The following is a 16,685-nucleotide window of genomic DNA, read 5'->3' on the forward strand; positions in this document are numbered from 1 at the left end:
TATTTTCTCCTACTCTCCATCTGTTGAAAAAAACCGGCCTAGGCCGGTTTCGATATATCTATTAATTGAATCCTTCATATAAATCTTGAACCGGTTTCAATACTACACGGTTTACTTCTTCAATCAATTCGCTGAGTTTCATTTCAGCAGTCAGCATAGCCAAGATTTTCGGATTTTCTTGAGCGAGTAATGCTGTTTTTTGCGCGTGCTCAAGCTCGTCTCCTTCAATCTCTTCGCCAGCCATTTGTTTCTGTTGTAATTTCATTTGGATTTCGCGAAAGCTTTCGAACAATGCAAGTGCTTGCTCGTCACCTTTCACATCGGCCATTGCTGTTTTCACCGCTACATACTCATCTGTTTTACGCAAAGTTGATTCCAATTTGTTCATATCATCATAAATATTTACTGACATACTAACTCCTCCTACTATCCATTTAGTGTAATTGCTATGATTCCTTGCACAATACCAATAATTCCACCTAAAAACGCGCCCAGAACCGTAATCATTTTAAACTCTCTACGTGAAATGCCGAGAACTAGATCTTCCAGAACAGCCACAGGGAATGTGTCAACCTGTTCTTTCACCATTTCATCTAGTTTTAGTTTCTTCAACGATTGTTCAAGTTGCACTTCTGCTTGGGTGAATAAAAAGCTGACAATCTGTGGTGTCACCTTCTCAGCCGTCCAGGTGGATCCTTGTGGCCAATAATGGGACAAGCTGTGATCGAGTCTTTCACGTAGCGCCAATTGTTCCAGTGCATATTTTCTCACTGAAGCAAACACACTATCAAAATCGAATCCAGACGTCAATTGTTCCATCGGTTGTTGCTGAACATTTTGCCACTCTTTCCAAATCAATTTATCCAGTAACTCTTTTGTTCCAGGTGCTTCTATAAATCGCAATGCTTCCCGCTGAACCTTGCCGACAAGCGATTCCGATTCTCCAAAAAACATATTGAGCATGCCGCCAAATGTGCCTTTTGAAGCCAAGAAATCATCGATCAACTTTTGGAATGTCTGTCTTCCTTCTGCTGAATCAACAAATTGACTTGCACGTAATAGTACAAAATCAGAAGCTAGAGGAATTCTTTCTTCTATTTGTTGTTGCCACCGAAGAGGCATGACGTCTTCCACTGTACCTGTTGTTACTTTTTCTTTCATCCCGTATAGTTGCTGATCAATCAATGTAACCAACTTATCTTCCACTTGTTCAGGAAGTCCGTCTGCACCCGCAAGCTTGAGCCAGTCGTTCAATGTCTTATCTGATTGCAGGATGTATTGATCCATTTTACTTTGGACAAACGTCTGTACACGCTTTTCCATTCCAGGCGTCAACATCTTTTTCCGGAACAGGTCAGGTGTCAGCAAATAATTTGTCACCGTTTTACCAAGCTGTGTCGCCAATTCATTTCGGCGCTTCGGAATCAAGCCGGGTGTAAACGGCAAACGAGTTTTTCCAATGTATTTTGCTTCATGTGGCCTAAACAGCATCTTGATCGCCAGATGATTCGTTACTCCACCAATCAATGCGCCAATAAACGCCATGAACAAAATAGTTAGTACTATTTTCAATCGCTTCACCTTATTCCACTTGGTCTTCGTTCCAATTATAACAAAAACCAGCTGAATGAAAAGCAATTAGAGGCGGAGATTTCTGACTTTACATTTGATAGCAGTTCAGGTACGTTGCAAGTAGAGTATTACTTATCATGATCCTACGTTTTCACATATCGACAAAGGAGGTATTCATTTCATTGAAGAAAGAAATTATCGACCACTTGGGAAGAACCGTTGTGTATAATTTCCCACCCAAACGAATTGTTACATTATGTCCTGGTATTACAGAAACATTATTCGGAATTGGACTTGAGGAAGAAATTGTTGGACGCACACGATATTGTATATATCCCGAACAAGCTAAGAATGTTCCCGCAGTCGCAGGAACGAAAGATTTGAAGTTGGAAAAGATACATGAAGTACAACCTGACTTGATTATTATGGAAAAAGAAGAAAACACAAAAGAGATGGTTGAAATTCTTTCCGAGTTCTATCCGGTTTATGTAGCAGAAGTACAGACGATCGAAGAAGCTTATAGAATGATTACAGATATGGGTTCGTTGACTGATCATGAGCAACAATCGAAATCTCTTGTATCAGAAATCAAGCAAGCATTTACGGCGCTCCCCACTCTACCTGCTGCACGAGTTGCCTATGTCATTTGGCAAAAGCCGTATATGGTTGTCGGAAAAGACACTTATATCAACTCGCTGTTACAAGAACTCGGTTTCATCACACCGTTTGCTGAATCATCTGATCGCTATCCGGCTTTAACGGAAGAACAATTCAAGGAAGCGGATCTTGATTTAGTCTTACTGTCATCTGAACCCTATCCATTTAAAGAAAAACAACAAGTTCAATTCCAAGAAATGCTACCCGATTCAGCGATCCAGCTCATTGATGGTGAAATGTTTTGGTATGGAGTTCGGATGCTTGAAGGCGCCAAGTATTTTCAAAAATTCTCTTTCGACGTCTGATTTAATTTGCTCCATTGAATATGGTAGACATTCGAATCGCATGCTCCATATCATCATGTAATGCAATGAAAATTGGATCATATGCTTCTTCAAAAGGAATCGTCAAAAACATTTCCTTACATTGTTCTACTGCTTCAAGTTCATAAACTAGCGCATTTTTGGCTGACTCTTTTAAATTTGTACAAGGCGCTGGCTTTTTGGGATTCGGCACAAACTCATTTGTCATTATATAATGCAACTGCTGAAACATCTCGTAATGACTTTTTTCATCCTCATATGCATGGCGAATGAATTCTTGCCATAACAAATCATTCGTTAGCTGATACATGGACTTATAATAAAAATACGATTTATACTTTTCCTCGACTGCATTACGTAGTTGAGTAACAAACACACACTCATCCTTTCGTCCTTTTGGTCAGTTTATGAAATGAACGAACAGGATATCACTACTGGAACAATAAAGGAGAAAACATGATGCTACAACATTTCAGTTATAAAAAAATGTTCGAAGACTCTGATCTGCCAGGCTGGACCATCTCATTTTATTACCATAACAAACAATACAAAGGCGACTACCATAAAGATGGCACAATCAACTGGAAAAACGGCACACCTCCGGACGAAGAACAAGTCTTACGAATGGTGCATGACCTTATGACTTTCCACGTCTATGAATGAGAACCATCTAAATCGACCATCCTCTAACTAGAGGAGGTGCTTTTATGGGCAAAGAACAATCAAAAGGCAAGCAACAGTTAGAAAAAGAGCGGTTGAAGGTACAAAACCAAAAAACTGAAAACGTCTTTGAAGACAAAAGTCGCGTCCCCAACGAACAAAACGCCTTTAAAGAAACCCAACCACAATACGGTGAGTAAAAATATTGCCTAAGACTGAAGACACTTTCCTTGTGCAAAGGATTTGGTCTTCAGTCTTTTTTAAAAGATTTTTACATATTTGAAAAACAAGCGTAAATGGATGGTATTTTCGCCATGTAGCGGTGTTATCACATCGCCATTCGCTCTATATATCGACACATTACATACGACTAATACGATTTTTACCATTCTGTAAGCAAATCGAATTGTAATTTCTCTATAAATAAATTATTATAAAAGATAACTAACTTTACTTTACAGGAGGTGTACGCTTTGTTCTTTTCCCTCATCTGGGTTAAGCGCGAAGCTATTATTTGGATATTGCCATACGATTGGCAGCATTTGCTGCCTTGATCGCAATCACCGCTTTTTTTGTCGCGTGTGAATTCGCAATCGTGAAAGTCCGTTCATCACGTCTCGACCAATTAATCGTCGAAGGTAATCAACGTGCGGTTCTTTCAAAAAAAATTGCCGATAATTTAGATGAATATTTATCCGCTTGTCAGCTCGGAATTACGATTTCGGCACTCGGCTTAGGTATGCTCGGGGAACCAACAGTCCGTATGATGTTAGCTCCTGTTTTTGAAATGTTTATACTTGATGCCCATGTCGAAACCATTCTTTCATTCACTATCGCTTTAGCGATCGTCACCTATTTGCATGTCGTGGTAGGAGAACTAGCTCCAAAGACCATCGCTTTGCATAAGGCGGAAGAATTATCCTTATCCCTTGCCGTCCCACTGAATCTATTTTACCGTCTTATGTACCCGATCATTAAAGGAATGAACGGATCGGCACGTCTCGTTACACGATTGCTAGGCTTCAAATCCATTTCCGAATTAGAAGTAGGTCATACAGAGGAAGAATTGCGTATTATTTTATCTGATAGTTTGCGAAGCGGTGAAATTAATCAAGCAGAGTACAAGTACGTCAATCGTATTTTTGAGTTTGATGACCGAGTCGCAAAGGAAATTATGCTACCAAGAACAGAAATGATGACAGTCGATAAAGAAATGACATTATCCGAAGTGTTCGAATTACTAGGTGTAGAACAGTTTACCCGTTATCCAATTATTGACGGGGACAAAGATCACGTCATCGGACTTATCAACATGAAACACTTACTGACGGCCTATATTAAAGATCCGTCAAATGGTAGTAAATCGGTCATCAATTATATGCAACCAATTATCCGAGTCATCGAAACGATCCCAATTGGAGAATTACTCTTGAAGATCCAGCGGGAACGTATTCACATGGCCGTTCTATTGGATGAATATGGAGGGACTTCAGGTTTGGTCACTATTGAAGACATCTTAGAAGAAATTGTTGGTGAGATCCGCGATGAATTCGATATGGATGAACTACCTGAACTTCAGATTGTTGGCGCAGACCATTATATTCTGGATGCTAAAATGCTGATTGAAAATGTCAATCATGCATTGAACATTGAAATACTTGAAGAGGATATTGATACAATCGGCGGTTGGTTCATGGATCAACGCTTTGAAGCTATACAAGGCGAAAAGATTATTGAACAAGGATATGAGTTTACTGTCAAGGAAGTAGACGGCAACCATATTCTTTACCTAGAAGCAAAAAAACAACCTTCCGAAGTCGCAACCAATGAAGCTACCGATTCGTCTAAATAAAGCTTTCCCGTCTAAACGGGAAAGCTTTTATCTATGATCCAATGGTAAGGAGATGCTCAATGAATAAAAAACAGGAAAACTGGCTCCTCTCCATGTGGGCCGTCGCGCTAATCGCTACACTTGGCTCTTTGTATTTCTCAGAAATCAAAGGCTATATACCTTGCACGTTGTGTTGGTACCAACGAATTTTCATGTATCCTATTGTATTAATCGGCTTGATTGCACTTATTCAAAAAAACATTTCGATTGCCTGGACTACAGCTTCATTCGCTTTCATAGGAGGGTGTATCTCCCTCTACCACTACGGTCTTCAGAAACTGGCTTTCTTACAAGACAGCGCTCCTGAATGCAGCGGGGCTTCTTGTACAGGTGCATACATCAATTATCTCGGCTTTATTACGATTCCTTTTCTTGCATTGATAGCATTTGCTTTTATTTTCATCGCAAGTCTTGTAATCTTGAAACAAACAAAGGAGTGAAACACATTGAAAAAATTACTAGCTATTGGTGGAATTATTGTCGCACTCTTCATTCTGATCATTGTCCTCAATAATAAATCCAATGAAACGAAGCTGGCTGACAATCCGTACGGTACAAATAATCTACAACAATCCACAATCGATTTATTAGACAATGAAAGTTATCAGAACGTCGAACTTCCTGAAGAAATCTTCAAAAAAATTGAAAGCGGCGAACCGACAACTGTTTATTATTTCAGCCCGGAATGCCCGCACTGCATAGATATGACACCGCGTTTGATGCCGATTGCAGATGAATATGGTGCACATGTCTATCAGTATAATCTGCTCGAGTACCAAGATCAGTTAAAACAGGAATACAATATTACATCATGGCCTACACTAGTCCATTATAAAGATGGAAAAGAACAAGGCAGAACAGTCGGCTCACAGCCTGATGATCAAATTAGAGCATTCTTTGATGAATTCGAAAGCAATTAAGGAGACTACGTAGATGACAAGTTTTCATTATACGACTGAACGACCCGGCGAGACGATCGAAAAATTACTAAGAGAACAATGGCAAGGTGGGAAGAAATCTGTTCACCAAATGCGCATGGATAAAAGTGTAACGGATACAGATGGACAACCAGTAGATTGGAAAGAACCCCTTCCTGAAGGCACGGAACTGATCTTCGGTTTCTCTGAAGCACAGTCTGCATACAAACCAGAACCGTCAAACTCCCTGCGTGTATTATGGGAAGACGAACATTTACTTGCGGTGCACAAACCTGCTGGAGTATCCGTACACCCGGAACACTTACCTGGTACTGGCACATTGATGAACGAAGTCATGGGCTATATTGAAGCAAAAAGCGGCACCTATGCAGAGCATATCCATCGATTGGATCAACATACGGCAGGTGTTTTACTTATCGCAAAGCATCCGCTAGCGAAAACAATGTTCGACCGGATGTTGGAACAGAATCAAATCGAACGATATTATACGGCTGAACTAGAAGGTCAGCTAAGAAAACCGCGCGGTACGATTAATATGCCAATCGGTAAAGATCGCTATCATGCAACAAAGCGTAGAGTATCACCATCCGGCCAATCTGCGGTCACGCATTTTAAAGTACTTGAACGTAAACCGGATACGACACTTGTTGAAGCACAGTTGGAAACAGGAAGAACACACCAGATTCGTGTCCACTTCTCCCATATGGGTCACCCCGTAGTCGGAGATCAACTGTATGGAAGCGAGACGATGTCAAGAGGACCTTATAAGCTAGTCGCTACAAAGGTCACTTTCACGCATCCCATTACGTCAGAGATGATTGTAGTAGAAACTGAATAAAACAAAACAGAGCTGTTCAAGAGGTCGTAAAGACCACTTGGACAGCTCTATTTTACTACTTAGAATGTTAACCGTGAAATATGGCAATGGTGTTGAATATACCTTTAAAATGAATCTGGATCCGTACCTGTCCGTTCATCACGGTTCAACGCATCGATAATCGCCATATCTGAAAGTGTTAATTCAAAATCAGCCACTTCACTATTTTCTTGAATACGATCAAATGACACAGACTTTGGAATAACGATCAATCCATTTTGGAGATGCCATCTGATGACGACTTGAGCGACAGTCTTCCCGTGTTGCGCAGCGATTGCAGTGAGTGTTGCATCTTCAAGAATCTGCCCTCTAGCCAAAGGACTCCAAGACGTGACCGCAATTTGATGTTCACGACAAAACAGCCGCAACGGTTCTTGAGTTAAACGTGGATGGAGTTCTATTTGATTCACCATAGGACGAATATTAGCAATAGTAAATATTTCTTGTAAATGTGACTCGTGATGATTGGAAACACCTGTTGATCGAATCAATCTTTCATCATACAGTCTTTCAATCGCGCGATATGTATCTACGTAACTGCTGGCAACAGGCCAATGTGTCAAATATAAGTCTAGATAATTCATATCTAATCTAGTTAATGTACGCTCGAATGCACGCAGCGTTTCATCATATCCTTGGTGATCATTCCACACTTTCGATGTCACAAAGAAGTCTTCACGCGCTAGACCGGTGTGACGGATCGCTTCCCCCACTGCTTGTTCATTATCATAAATAGATGCTGTATCAATTGCGCGATAGCCTAGTGAAACCGCTTTCTCAACAGCTTGCATGGTTTGCTCAGGTTCTGTCATTTTATACGTTCCTAAACCGAACTGTGGCATTTGCACACCGTTGCTCAGTATAATCATCTGATCAAAAATCGTTGACATGAAAAATCCTCCTCTATAAACTCATAGTGCAATTGTACATTATTAAACAGAACTTATGAATGTTTTTTAAATATAACAGGTTGATTTCTTCTAAAAAAACGAATATTATTGTCTATGGACTTTATTATGTTCGTAATATAAGGAGAGAATACACAGTGTTCCAATTAGAGAAAAATCAAACGACAGTCAAAACAGAATTACTTGCAGGCATGACCACTTTCCTGACGATGGTCTATATCGTCATCGTCAATCCAATTATTTTATCTGAAGCCGGTGTTCCATTCGATCAAGTCTTTTTAGCCACCATTATAGCTACTGTGATCGGTACGCTTTGGATGGCCTTATTCGCAAACTATCCAATTGCTATTGCACCTGGAATGGGTTTGAATGCGTACTTTGCTTCCGTCGTCATCGGGTCTGACGGTCAACTCGACTACCTGACAGCTTTTTCTGCCGTCTTTATAGCAGGTCTAATCTTTGTATTACTATCGATGACTTCTTTCCGAGAAAAGCTAATTGAAGAAATTCCTGAAAATCTTAAACACGGTATCACGGCCGGAATTGGATTATTTATCGCATTCATCGGTCTACGTTTATCAGGATTAGTAGTTCCCCATGAATCCAACATCGTTCAGCTAGGTGAACTTACCTCGCCTGCTGTATTACTGACATTGTTCGGATTGCTCGTGACTATTATTCTAATGAACCGCAATGTCTATGGTGCTATTTTTATTGGAATGATTGCAACAGGTGTTGTCGCATTCTTCACGAAGCAATTACAATTCGATGGTATTGTGAAAATGCCCCACTTGCCTGAAGGAGTTCTTGTATGGAATCCGGTACAGGCGATGCAAGATGTTATTTCTTACGGTTTATACGGTGTCGTGCTATCTTTTCTACTCGTCACTTTATTTGATACAACTGGAACGATGATTGGAGTAGCCAAGCAAGCTGGCCTCATGAAAGGTAATTCTTTACCTCGCGCACGCCATGCACTTCTAGCCGACTCAGTAGCCGCCACAGTCGGCTCAATGGTTGGAACTAGCCCAACATCCGCTTATGTCGAATCATCCTCTGGCGTAGCTGTAGGTGGGCGTACAGGGTTGACTACATTGACAGTTGCAGTACTATTCATAGCTGCAGCATTTTTCAGTCCTATCGTCAGTGCCTTATCCGGCGTCGCAGCCATTACAGCACCTGCTTTGATTATTGTGGGCAGTTTGATGATCGGTGCGGTGAAAAATATCAATTGGGATTCATTCGACGAATCATTCCCAGCGTTTCTAGTTATTTTGACGATGCCGCTGACTTCAAGTATTGCGACAGGTATCGCACTGGGATTCATCACATACCCGTTACTGAAGATTACAAAAGGGCAAGGTAAGCAAGTTCCTATGCTGATGTATATCTTCGCTGTTCTATTCACCTATCAGCTGCTATTCCTGCCTCACTAAGATTTGTTAGTAACCTGTCACATAAAACGACGAAGATTATTTCATTTATATAATTTTTACGGTATACTGTTAGAAGGACTATTGATTTTTTAGGAGGTACAAACAATGAGACTAATTCTAATTATGGCTGTTTGTTTTGCATTCTTGTCTGCAATCTTTACTGGCGGATATGAAAATAAGCCAGGCGAATCAAAAACGAATCAAATGAAGTAAATAGAAAAGGGATTGGCCATGAGCCAATCCCCTTTTTTTTACATTACGTTAAATGTGCAAAACCTTGTTGACGAAGTGCTTCATAAATAAGAATGGCAGCAGTATTCGACAAGTTCAATGAACGGATATGCTCATCGTTCATCGGGATGCGCAAACAACTCTCTTTATACTTATCCGTAATTTCATTCGGCAGCCCAGTAGTTTCTTTGCCAAACACAAAGAAAATATCCTTATCGGGATCTGAATAATCAAACGTGTCATAGCTCGTCTCTCCGAATTTTGTAATGAAATAAAACTCGCCTTCCGGATAGCTGTCTAGAAACTCTTGGATTCCTTCATGATACGTAATATCAACATGCTCCCAGTAATCCAGTCCAGCTCGTTTCAACATTTTATCTTCAGTAGAAAAACCAAGCGGCTTTATTAAATGGAGAGCTGTATCCGTACCCGCACAAGTACGTGAAATATTTCCGGTATTTGCGGGAATTTGCGGTTCAAATAATGCAACGTGAATCGTCATCTTACTACCTTCTTTCAATTAATATGCAGCAGTTGCATAGCCTGTGTAATTTCACTTACTACAAACTCATCTTCTTCTATGAGCAAGGCTTCTTTAAGCACCTCATGCCCTTCTGTCGTGCCGATTTCCCCAAGTGCCCATGCCGCTGTTCCTCTGATCATGGGTCGTGGGTCTTCTTTTATTAATCTAGTTAGTTCCGGTATCGCTGATTCATCCTTAAAATGAGCCAATGCAATCAATGCATTTCGTTGAATTGGATTCTTTCCACGCCAAGAGCCTGACATATGGCCATACTGTTCTTTAAATTGCCGGTTTGATAATGATAATAGTGACAGCAACAAAGGTTTAACGAGCTCAGGCTCAGGCGTGAATGCCAGTTGGTGCGTGTGATTCAATCCTTTGTTTTTCGGACAAACCGTTTGGCATGTATCACACCCATACAATCGATTTCCAATCTTGTGCCGGAATTCTTCAGGTACAGGTTTTTTTGTTTGTGTTAAAAATGCAATACAACGCTGAGCATCTAATTGCCCCGGCTGTATAATCGCACCCGTTGGACAAACATCCAAGCATAAATTACAGTCTAGACATTGATCTTCCATCGGCTCATCTGGTATAAACGGCAGATTCGTAATCATCTCGCCCAGATAGACATAAGACCCGAACTCCGGTGTAATAATTGAGCAGTTCTTAGCCGACCAACCAATCCCCGCACGTTCTGCTACTGCACGATCTACAAGCTCTCCTGTATCCACCATAGAACGAAGTCGTGCATCCGGTACTTTAGTAAGAATGAATAATTCTAGCTGTGCTAGTTTGTCACGCAATACCGTATGGTAGTCTTCGCCCCAAGAAGCCCTACAAAACATACCCCGGCGCTCCCCTTTTTTTCCACGGGGACTATCCGACATTTTCGAGGGGTATGCAACTGCAATGGCAATGATACTTTCTGCTTGATCCAGTAATAATAAAGGCTCCGTTCTTTTCTCTATATCGGGCTCCTCAAAGCCGGATTGATAATTCAATCGTTGCTGTTGTTTCAGACGATCCTTCAATTTCACAAACGGGGCCGCTGTCGTAAAACCAATTTTGTCTATTCCAATGGACGCCGCAAACGTTTGTATTTCCTGTTGTAACTGAGCGACATTCACCATTCCCCGCCTCCCTTATGATAAGATGAAGTAAAATTACAAGCAGGTGATACTGATGCAACTTACTATTGATTCCTCTATATTCACGAAAATCCCAGATTTTAAATTAGGCATAATCTATTATAACAAAACAATCGTCTCCGCATCACCTCAGATGCTAAAAGGACGACTACAATTATTTCAAGAACAACTCTATTTCGAACTACTGGACAAAGATTTCGCGGATTTCAATGGTCTAGCGGAATGGCAATCCATCTGGGCGACTCTCGGAGCAGACCCATCGACTAAGCCACCAGCCCTTCAATCACTCTTACAACAGATTCAAGATCGTCACTATACCTCTTCCTTCCATAGTGCAGAAGATCTGAATACTTTCTTTTCCTTGCAATACGAAATCCCGACAGTTATTTATGATGCAGATAAAATAGCCGGTGATATTATGTTGTCTATCGGCACCAATCGCGATGGCTACGAAGGATTGAATAATCAATTCAATACCTTTGAAAACATCTTACTTCTAAGCGACGGATATAGTGCGTTTGGTAGCCCATATATTGATTCTATACGAACAGCCGTAACCGAGGAAACAGAAAACATCATTCAATTACTTTTCATTCGTCCTTCATTGGATTCCGACAAAGCTCGACAATTAGCTGAAGCTTGCGGTAAAATGTTCACTAGCATAAACGGTGGAGACTATATAAGTTCTGTATTGGATAGTAGGAATTCTAACTTTATTCTAACAAACGAGGTGGAATCATGAATATTACATTAGCTGAAGGAATTAAATTAAAAAGTATTCTATCGAAGCAAATCCGTGAATTAGAAACAGAAGCCCAACGTGTCGCTTTCATAACAGTTGAAAAAGGTGCACCACGTCCCATAATCAGCCGGAAATTAGAAGACGTAGAAGCCGAGATGGAACAAGTCAGAACAGATCAACGCAAACTAGACTATCTCATATATGTAGCAAACAGCACCAATACAGTGGAATTCGAAAACAAACAAATACCATTAGTTGAAGCGATTGAACTCGCTATCCAATTACGTGCAAAGTCTTCTTACTATAAACAGTTCTCTTTAGCGAGCAAAGAAGAAATACAATATGGCTTTGCCGAATCCACTACGATTTATCGTGTAGCATTGTTTGATCCAGAACAATATCGTCTAAGAGCACAACAAGCAGAAAAAGCCGCACACCAACTATCGAATCGTATCAACATGAAAAACTACACTATCGTTCTTGACTTTGATGGTGCTAATTACTTTTAACCTCAAAAAGGTGAGACTCCTTTTTGAGGCATAGAGTGGGGAATATGAACACAAACTTGCTAAAACCAATTACTCGTTACCCTTTACACATTGACCAATGACCTATTACCAACCATGTCCATGGCAATGTCCCCTTACTGAGTAACACCCTTTCATATTTCTCCTCTATGGCCTGCTGCCTGTCATTTCGACAGGCAGCAGGTATTTTTATATTTTTTCAATAAAAAAGAACACAGCATATGCTGTGTTCTTTTGGTGATACCCGAGGCCGGACTTGAACCGGCACGCCTCGCGGCATCGCATTTTGAGTGCGACGTGTCTGCCATTCCACCACTCGGGCACGTGTAAAGTAATTATATAAAATTATAAGGCGGCAACCGGAATCGAACCGGTGGTAAGGGTGTTGCAGACCCGTGCCTTACCGCTTGGCTATGCCGCCAACATAGTGGAGCGGAAGACGGGATTCGAACCCGCGACCCCGACCTTGGCAAGGTCGTATTCTACCACTGAACTACTTCCGCAAAACTGACTGGGGTAGCTGGATTCGAACCAACGAGTGACGGAGTCAAAGTCCGTTGCCTTACCGCTTGGCTATACCCCACTAATGGGGCGGACGAGGGGAATTGAACCCCCGAGTGTCGGAATCACAATCCGATGCGTTAACCACTTCGCCACGACCGCCATGTTATGATTACTTACAATATAGTAATGAGTGTTAATTCTTTTAAATATATGGGGCGGACGAGGGGTATCGAACCCCCGAATGTCGGAATCACAATCCGATGCGTTAACCACTTCGCCACGACCGCCACAATAATTATTTATTTAAAAATACAGGGGCAGTAGGAATCGAACCCACACCAAAGGTTTTGGAGACCTCTATTCTACCGTTGAACTATGCCCCTAAATGGTGGTGGGGGACGGATTCGAACCGCCGAACCCGGAGGGAGCGGATTTACAGTCCGCCGCGTTTAGCCACTTCGCTACCCCACCAGTAAGGATGCCGGCGAAAGGACTTGAACCCTCAACCTACTGATTACAAGTCAGTTGCTCTACCAATTGAGCTACACCGGCATATAAATGGTGGCTCAGGACGGAATCGAACCGCCGACACAAGGATTTTCAGTCCTTTGCTCTACCAACTGAGCTACTGAGCCACATTTTTTATTTTTAGAAAGACGCTTTTCGAAGCGTATGTATAAAATGGCGGTCCCGACGGGAATCGAACCCGCGATCTCCTGCGTGACAGGCAGGCATGTTAACCGCTACACCACGGGACCTTGGTTGCGGGGACAGGATTTGAACCTGTGACCTTTGGGTTATGAGCCCAACGAGCTACCACTGCTCCACCCCGCGATAATACTATAAAATAAATGGTGGAGGATGACGGGCTCGAACCGCCGACCCCCTGCTTGTAAGGCAGGTGCTCTCCCAGCTGAGCTAATCCTCCTGGGTTATACTACGATGTGATAAACGTATTTTCTATAAAATGGTGACCCCTACGGGATTCGAACCCGTGATACCGCCGTGAAAGGGCGGTGTCTTAACCGCTTGACCAAGGGGCCAATATATAATGAAAGCGTACATCTGGCGGAGAGCAAGGGATTCGAACCCTTGAGGCAGCGCAAACCGCCTACACGATTTCCAATCGTGCTCCTTCGGCCACTCGGACAGCTCTCCAATAATGGCTCCGCAGGTAAGACTCGAACTTACGACCGATCGGTTAACAGCCGATTGCTCTACCACTGAGCTACTGCGGAATAATGTAATGTGGTTATAATGTTTTTTCATAACTTGTCTAACAGACCAGCGATGTCCTACTCTCACAGGGGGAAACCCCCAACTACCATCGGCGCTAAAGAGCTTAACTTCCGTGTTCGGTATGGGAACGGGTGTGACCTCTTTGCCATCATCACTGAACTGTTTTTAAAGCCATGATTATTATATCAAACTGACTGAGAAAGTCAATCTTTTTTATAAAAAGATTTCATTCACTCAAAACTGAATAAAAGACATTGGTGTAGTTCAAGTAACTACTTTTTAGTATAGGTTAAGTCCTCGATCGATTAGTATCTGTCAGCTACATACGTCGCCGTACTTACACCCCAGACCTATCCACCTCATCATCTTTGAGGGATCTTACTTACTTGCGTAATGGGAAATCTCATCTTGAAGGGGGCTTCATGCTTAGATGCTTTCAGCATTTATCCCGTCCATACATAGCTACCCAGCGATGCCTTTGGCAAGACAACTGGTACACCAGCGGTATGTCCATCCCGGTCCTCTCGTACTAAGGACAGCTCTCCTCAAATTTCCTGCGCCCGCGACGGATAGGGACCGAACTGTCTCACGACGTTCTGAACCCAGCTCGCGTGCCGCTTTAATGGGCGAACAGCCCAACCCTTGGGACCGACTACAGCCCCAGGATGCGACGAGCCGACATCGAGGTGCCAAACCTCCCCGTCGATGTGGACTCTTGGGGGAGATAAGCCTGTTATCCCCGGGGTAGCTTTTATCCGTTGAGCGATGGCCCTTCCATGCGGAACCACCGGATCACTAAGTCCGTCTTTCGACCCTGCTCGACTTGTAGGTCTCGCAGTCAAGCTTCCTTATGCCTTTGCACTCTGCGAATGATGTCCAACCATTCTGAGGAAACCTTTGAGCGCCTCCGTTACTCTTTAGGAGGCGACCGCCCCAGTCAAACTGTCCACCTGACACTGTCTCCTGCCCGGATCACGGGCAAGGGTTAGAAGTCCAATACAGCCAGGGTAGTATCCCACCAATGCCTCCTCCGAAGCTAGCGCTCCGGAATCCAAGGCTCCTACCTATCCTGTACAGGCTGCACCGGAATTCAATATCAGGCTACAGTAAAGCTCCACGGGGTCTTTCCGTCCTGTCGCGGGTAATGCGCATCTTCACGCATATTATAATTTCACCGAGTCTCTCGTTGAGACAGTGCCCAGATCGTTACGCCTTTCGTGCGGGTCGGAACTTACCCGACAAGGAATTTCGCTACCTTAGGACCGTTATAGTTACGGCCGCCGTTTACTGGGGCTTCAATTCAGAGCTTCGCTTGCGCTAACCCCTCCTCTTAACCTTCCAGCACCGGGCAGGCGTCAGCCCCTATACGTCATCTTACGATTTTGCAGAGACCTGTGTTTTTGCTAAACAGTCGCCTGGGCCTATTCACTGCGGCTCTCTCGGGCTATTCACCCTACCAGAGCACCCCTTCTCCCGAAGTTACGGGGTCATTTTGCCGAGTTCCTTAACGAGAGTTCTCTCGATCACCTTAGGATTCTCTCCTCGCCTACCTGTGTCGGTTTGCGGTACAGGCACCTCCCGCCTCGCTAGAGGCTTTTCTTGGCAGTGTGAAATCAGGGACTCTGGAGATTAATCTCCTCGCCATCACAGCCTAGTGTTATATGAGAACGGGATTTGCCTCGTTCTCCACCTCACTGCTTAGACACACAACCAACTGTGTGCTCACCCTATCCTACTGCGTCCCCCCATTACTCAAACGGCGGGGAGGTGGTACAGGAATATCAACCTGTTGTCCATCGTCTACGCCTATCGGCCTCGACTTAGGTCCTGACTAACCCTGAGCGGACGAGCCTTCCTCAGGAAACCTTGGGCATTCGGTGGAAGGGATTCTCACCCTTCTTTCGCTACTCATACCGGCATTCTCACTTCCAAGCGCTCCACCAGTCCTTCCGGTCTAGCTTCAACGCCCTTGGAACGCTCTCCTACCATTGACCCTAAGGTCAATCCACAGCTTCGGTGATCTGTTTAGCCCCGGTACATTTTCGGCGCAGCGCCACTCGACCAGTGAGCTATTACGCACTCTTTAAATGATGGCTGCTTCTAAGCCAACATCCTGGTTGTCTGGGCAACGCCACATCCTTTTCCACTTAACAGATACTTGGGGACCTTAGCTGGTGGTCTGGGCTGTTTCCCTCTCGACAATGGATCTTATCACCCACTGTCTGACTCCCAAACATAAATCATCGGCATTCGGAGTTTGTCTGAATTCGGTAACCCGGGATGGGCCCCTCGTCCAAACAGTGCTCTACCTCCGAGATTCTTTCGTTTGAGGCTAGCCCTAAAGCTATTTCGGAGAGAACCAGCTATCTCCAGGTTCGATTGGAATTTCACCGCTACCCACACCTCATCCCCGCATTTTTCAACATACGTGGGTTCGGGCCTCCAGTCAGTGTTACCTGACCTTCACCCTGGACATGGGTAGATCACCTGGTTTCGGGTCTACGAC

16 protein-coding genes, 16 tRNA genes and 2 rRNA genes (1 of these 34 running past the window's edge) are annotated in these 16,685 nt (G+C 43.2%); 10 read left to right on the top strand and 24 right to left on the bottom strand.

The genetic code is table 11. The annotated features are described in order from the left end of the window. Nucleotides 1–61: 61 nt before the first annotated feature. Nucleotides 62–412: a YlbF/YmcA family competence regulator gene (locus tag SporoP8_RS05615; protein ID WP_085131611.1), complete on the bottom strand. Its 351-nt coding sequence runs from the start codon at nt 410–412 to the stop codon at nt 62–64. Between the two features lie 14 nt (nt 413–426). Next, on the bottom strand, nt 427–1,581 hold the full coding sequence (locus SporoP8_RS05620; protein ID WP_085131612.1) for a DUF445 domain-containing protein: 1,155 nt from the start codon (nt 1,579–1,581) through the stop codon (nt 427–429). Nucleotides 1,582–1,754: 173 nt separating this feature from the next. On the opposite strand from SporoP8_RS05620, the gene SporoP8_RS05625 reads away from it, so the two are divergent. Continuing rightward, the gene (locus SporoP8_RS05625) at nt 1,755–2,534 is read left to right on the top strand and encodes a helical backbone metal receptor (RefSeq protein WP_085131613.1); all 780 of its coding nucleotides are present in this window, start codon (nt 1,755–1,757) and stop codon (nt 2,532–2,534) included. A 1-nt stretch (nt 2,535) separates the two neighbouring features. On the opposite strand, the gene SporoP8_RS05630 is transcribed toward SporoP8_RS05625, so the two are convergent. Continuing rightward, nucleotides 2,536–2,928 carry a ferritin family protein gene (locus SporoP8_RS05630; RefSeq protein ID WP_085131614.1) on the bottom strand — a complete coding sequence of 131 codons (393 nt, stop codon included), beginning with the start codon at nt 2,926–2,928 and terminating at the stop codon, nt 2,536–2,538. A gap of 80 nt (nt 2,929–3,008) precedes the next feature. Between SporoP8_RS05630 and SporoP8_RS05635 the strand changes: the two genes are divergently transcribed. The 6 genes from SporoP8_RS05635 (at nt 3,009) to SporoP8_RS05655 (ending at nt 6,879) form a co-directional block, all read left to right on the top strand. After that, on the top strand, nt 3,009–3,215 hold the full coding sequence (locus SporoP8_RS05635; RefSeq protein WP_420066735.1) for a YheE family protein: 207 nt from the start codon (nt 3,009–3,011) through the stop codon (nt 3,213–3,215). A 44-nt stretch (nt 3,216–3,259) separates the two neighbouring features. Further along, nucleotides 3,260–3,412, top strand: a complete 153-nt coding sequence (locus SporoP8_RS16490; RefSeq protein WP_157111228.1) for a hypothetical protein — start codon at nt 3,260–3,262, stop codon at nt 3,410–3,412. A gap of 314 nt (nt 3,413–3,726) precedes the next feature. Continuing rightward, a complete protein-coding gene (locus tag SporoP8_RS05640; protein ID WP_085131616.1) occupies nt 3,727–5,064 on the top strand; it encodes a hemolysin family protein in 1,338 nt (445 codons plus the stop codon). A 59-nt stretch (nt 5,065–5,123) separates the two neighbouring features. After that, complete coding sequence (locus SporoP8_RS05645; RefSeq protein ID WP_085131617.1) at nt 5,124–5,543, top strand: disulfide oxidoreductase; 420 nt, start codon at nt 5,124–5,126, stop codon at nt 5,541–5,543. 6 nt (nt 5,544–5,549) lie between these two features. After that, entirely contained in the window at nt 5,550–6,023 is a 474-nt protein-coding gene (locus SporoP8_RS05650; RefSeq protein ID WP_085131618.1) for a thioredoxin family protein, read from the top strand. 13 nt (nt 6,024–6,036) lie between these two features. After that, a complete protein-coding gene (locus SporoP8_RS05655; protein WP_085131619.1) occupies nt 6,037–6,879 on the top strand; it encodes an RluA family pseudouridine synthase in 843 nt (280 codons plus the stop codon). Between the two features lie 104 nt (nt 6,880–6,983). Here the strand turns inward: SporoP8_RS05655 and SporoP8_RS05660 are convergent, their stop codons facing one another. Next, entirely contained in the window at nt 6,984–7,808 is an 825-nt protein-coding gene (locus SporoP8_RS05660) for an aldo/keto reductase (RefSeq protein WP_099628631.1), read from the bottom strand. A 155-nt stretch (nt 7,809–7,963) separates the two neighbouring features. Here SporoP8_RS05660 and SporoP8_RS05665 point away from each other — a divergent pair, with 155 nt between their 5' ends. Next, a complete protein-coding gene (locus SporoP8_RS05665) occupies nt 7,964–9,262 on the top strand; it encodes an NCS2 family permease (protein WP_085131620.1) in 1,299 nt (432 codons plus the stop codon). A gap of 256 nt (nt 9,263–9,518) precedes the next feature. Here the strand turns inward: SporoP8_RS05665 and trmL are convergent, their stop codons facing one another. Both trmL and queG read right to left on the bottom strand, forming a co-directional pair. Beyond that, nucleotides 9,519–9,995, bottom strand: a complete 477-nt coding sequence (gene trmL, locus SporoP8_RS05670) for a tRNA (uridine(34)/cytosine(34)/5-carboxymethylaminomethyluridine(34)-2'-O)-methyltransferase TrmL (RefSeq protein ID WP_085131621.1) — start codon at nt 9,993–9,995, stop codon at nt 9,519–9,521. Between the two features lie 14 nt (nt 9,996–10,009). Beyond that, entirely contained in the window at nt 10,010–11,146 is a 1,137-nt protein-coding gene (gene queG, locus SporoP8_RS05675; RefSeq protein ID WP_085133567.1) for a tRNA epoxyqueuosine(34) reductase QueG, read from the bottom strand. Between the two features lie 55 nt (nt 11,147–11,201). On the opposite strand from queG, the gene SporoP8_RS05680 reads away from it, so the two are divergent. Next, nucleotides 11,202–11,909: a B3/B4 domain-containing protein gene (locus SporoP8_RS05680; RefSeq protein ID WP_085131622.1), complete on the top strand. Its 708-nt coding sequence runs from the start codon at nt 11,202–11,204 to the stop codon at nt 11,907–11,909. Continuing rightward, nucleotides 11,903–12,418 carry a hypothetical protein gene (locus SporoP8_RS05685; RefSeq protein WP_143560410.1) on the top strand — a complete coding sequence of 172 codons (516 nt, stop codon included), beginning with the start codon at nt 11,903–11,905 and terminating at the stop codon, nt 12,416–12,418. Before SporoP8_RS05680 ends, SporoP8_RS05685 begins: the two co-directional genes overlap by 7 nt. 259 nt (nt 12,419–12,677) lie before the next feature. Here the strand turns inward: SporoP8_RS05685 and SporoP8_RS05690 are convergent. The 18 genes from SporoP8_RS05690 to SporoP8_RS05775 all read right to left on the bottom strand — a co-directional run. Continuing rightward, nucleotides 12,678–12,758, bottom strand: a tRNA-Leu gene (locus SporoP8_RS05690). 28 nt (nt 12,759–12,786) lie between these two features. After that, nucleotides 12,787–12,857: transfer RNA gene (locus SporoP8_RS05695), tRNA-Cys, on the bottom strand. A 7-nt stretch (nt 12,858–12,864) separates the two neighbouring features. Then, a tRNA-Gly gene (locus SporoP8_RS05700) sits at nt 12,865–12,939 on the bottom strand. An 8-nt stretch (nt 12,940–12,947) separates the two neighbouring features. Further along, a tRNA-Gln gene (locus SporoP8_RS05705) sits at nt 12,948–13,019 on the bottom strand. A gap of 4 nt (nt 13,020–13,023) precedes the next feature. Further along, nucleotides 13,024–13,099 (bottom strand) — tRNA-His (locus SporoP8_RS05710). Between the two features lie 52 nt (nt 13,100–13,151). Next, nucleotides 13,152–13,227: transfer RNA gene (locus SporoP8_RS05715), tRNA-His, on the bottom strand. 25 nt (nt 13,228–13,252) lie between these two features. Next, nucleotides 13,253–13,323, bottom strand: a tRNA-Trp gene (locus tag SporoP8_RS05720). Between the two features lie 3 nt (nt 13,324–13,326). Continuing rightward, nucleotides 13,327–13,411 (bottom strand) — tRNA-Tyr (locus SporoP8_RS05725). An 8-nt stretch (nt 13,412–13,419) separates the two neighbouring features. Continuing rightward, a tRNA-Thr gene (locus tag SporoP8_RS05730) sits at nt 13,420–13,492 on the bottom strand. 7 nt (nt 13,493–13,499) lie between these two features. Then, nucleotides 13,500–13,575, bottom strand: a tRNA-Phe gene (locus SporoP8_RS05735). A gap of 47 nt (nt 13,576–13,622) precedes the next feature. Continuing rightward, nucleotides 13,623–13,698: transfer RNA gene (locus tag SporoP8_RS05740), tRNA-Asp, on the bottom strand. Nucleotide 13,699: 1 nt separating this feature from the next. Next, nucleotides 13,700–13,774 (bottom strand) — tRNA-Met (locus SporoP8_RS05745). Between the two features lie 18 nt (nt 13,775–13,792). Beyond that, a tRNA-Val gene (locus SporoP8_RS05750) sits at nt 13,793–13,868 on the bottom strand. A gap of 40 nt (nt 13,869–13,908) precedes the next feature. Further along, nucleotides 13,909–13,983 (bottom strand) — tRNA-Glu (locus SporoP8_RS05755). A gap of 23 nt (nt 13,984–14,006) precedes the next feature. Further along, nucleotides 14,007–14,098, bottom strand: a tRNA-Ser gene (locus SporoP8_RS05760). Nucleotides 14,099–14,103: 5 nt separating this feature from the next. After that, a tRNA-Asn gene (locus SporoP8_RS05765) sits at nt 14,104–14,178 on the bottom strand. Between the two features lie 44 nt (nt 14,179–14,222). Beyond that, nucleotides 14,223–14,338: ribosomal RNA gene (gene rrf / locus SporoP8_RS05770) — 5S ribosomal RNA — on the bottom strand. 126 nt (nt 14,339–14,464) lie between these two features. Beyond that, nucleotides 14,465–16,685 (bottom strand): 23S ribosomal RNA (locus SporoP8_RS05775) (it continues 708 nt past the right edge of the window).

The sequence above is a fragment of the Sporosarcina ureae genome (assembly GCF_002101375.1).
GTDB classification, from domain to species: domain Bacteria; phylum Bacillota; class Bacilli; order Bacillales_A; family Planococcaceae; genus Sporosarcina; species Sporosarcina ureae_B.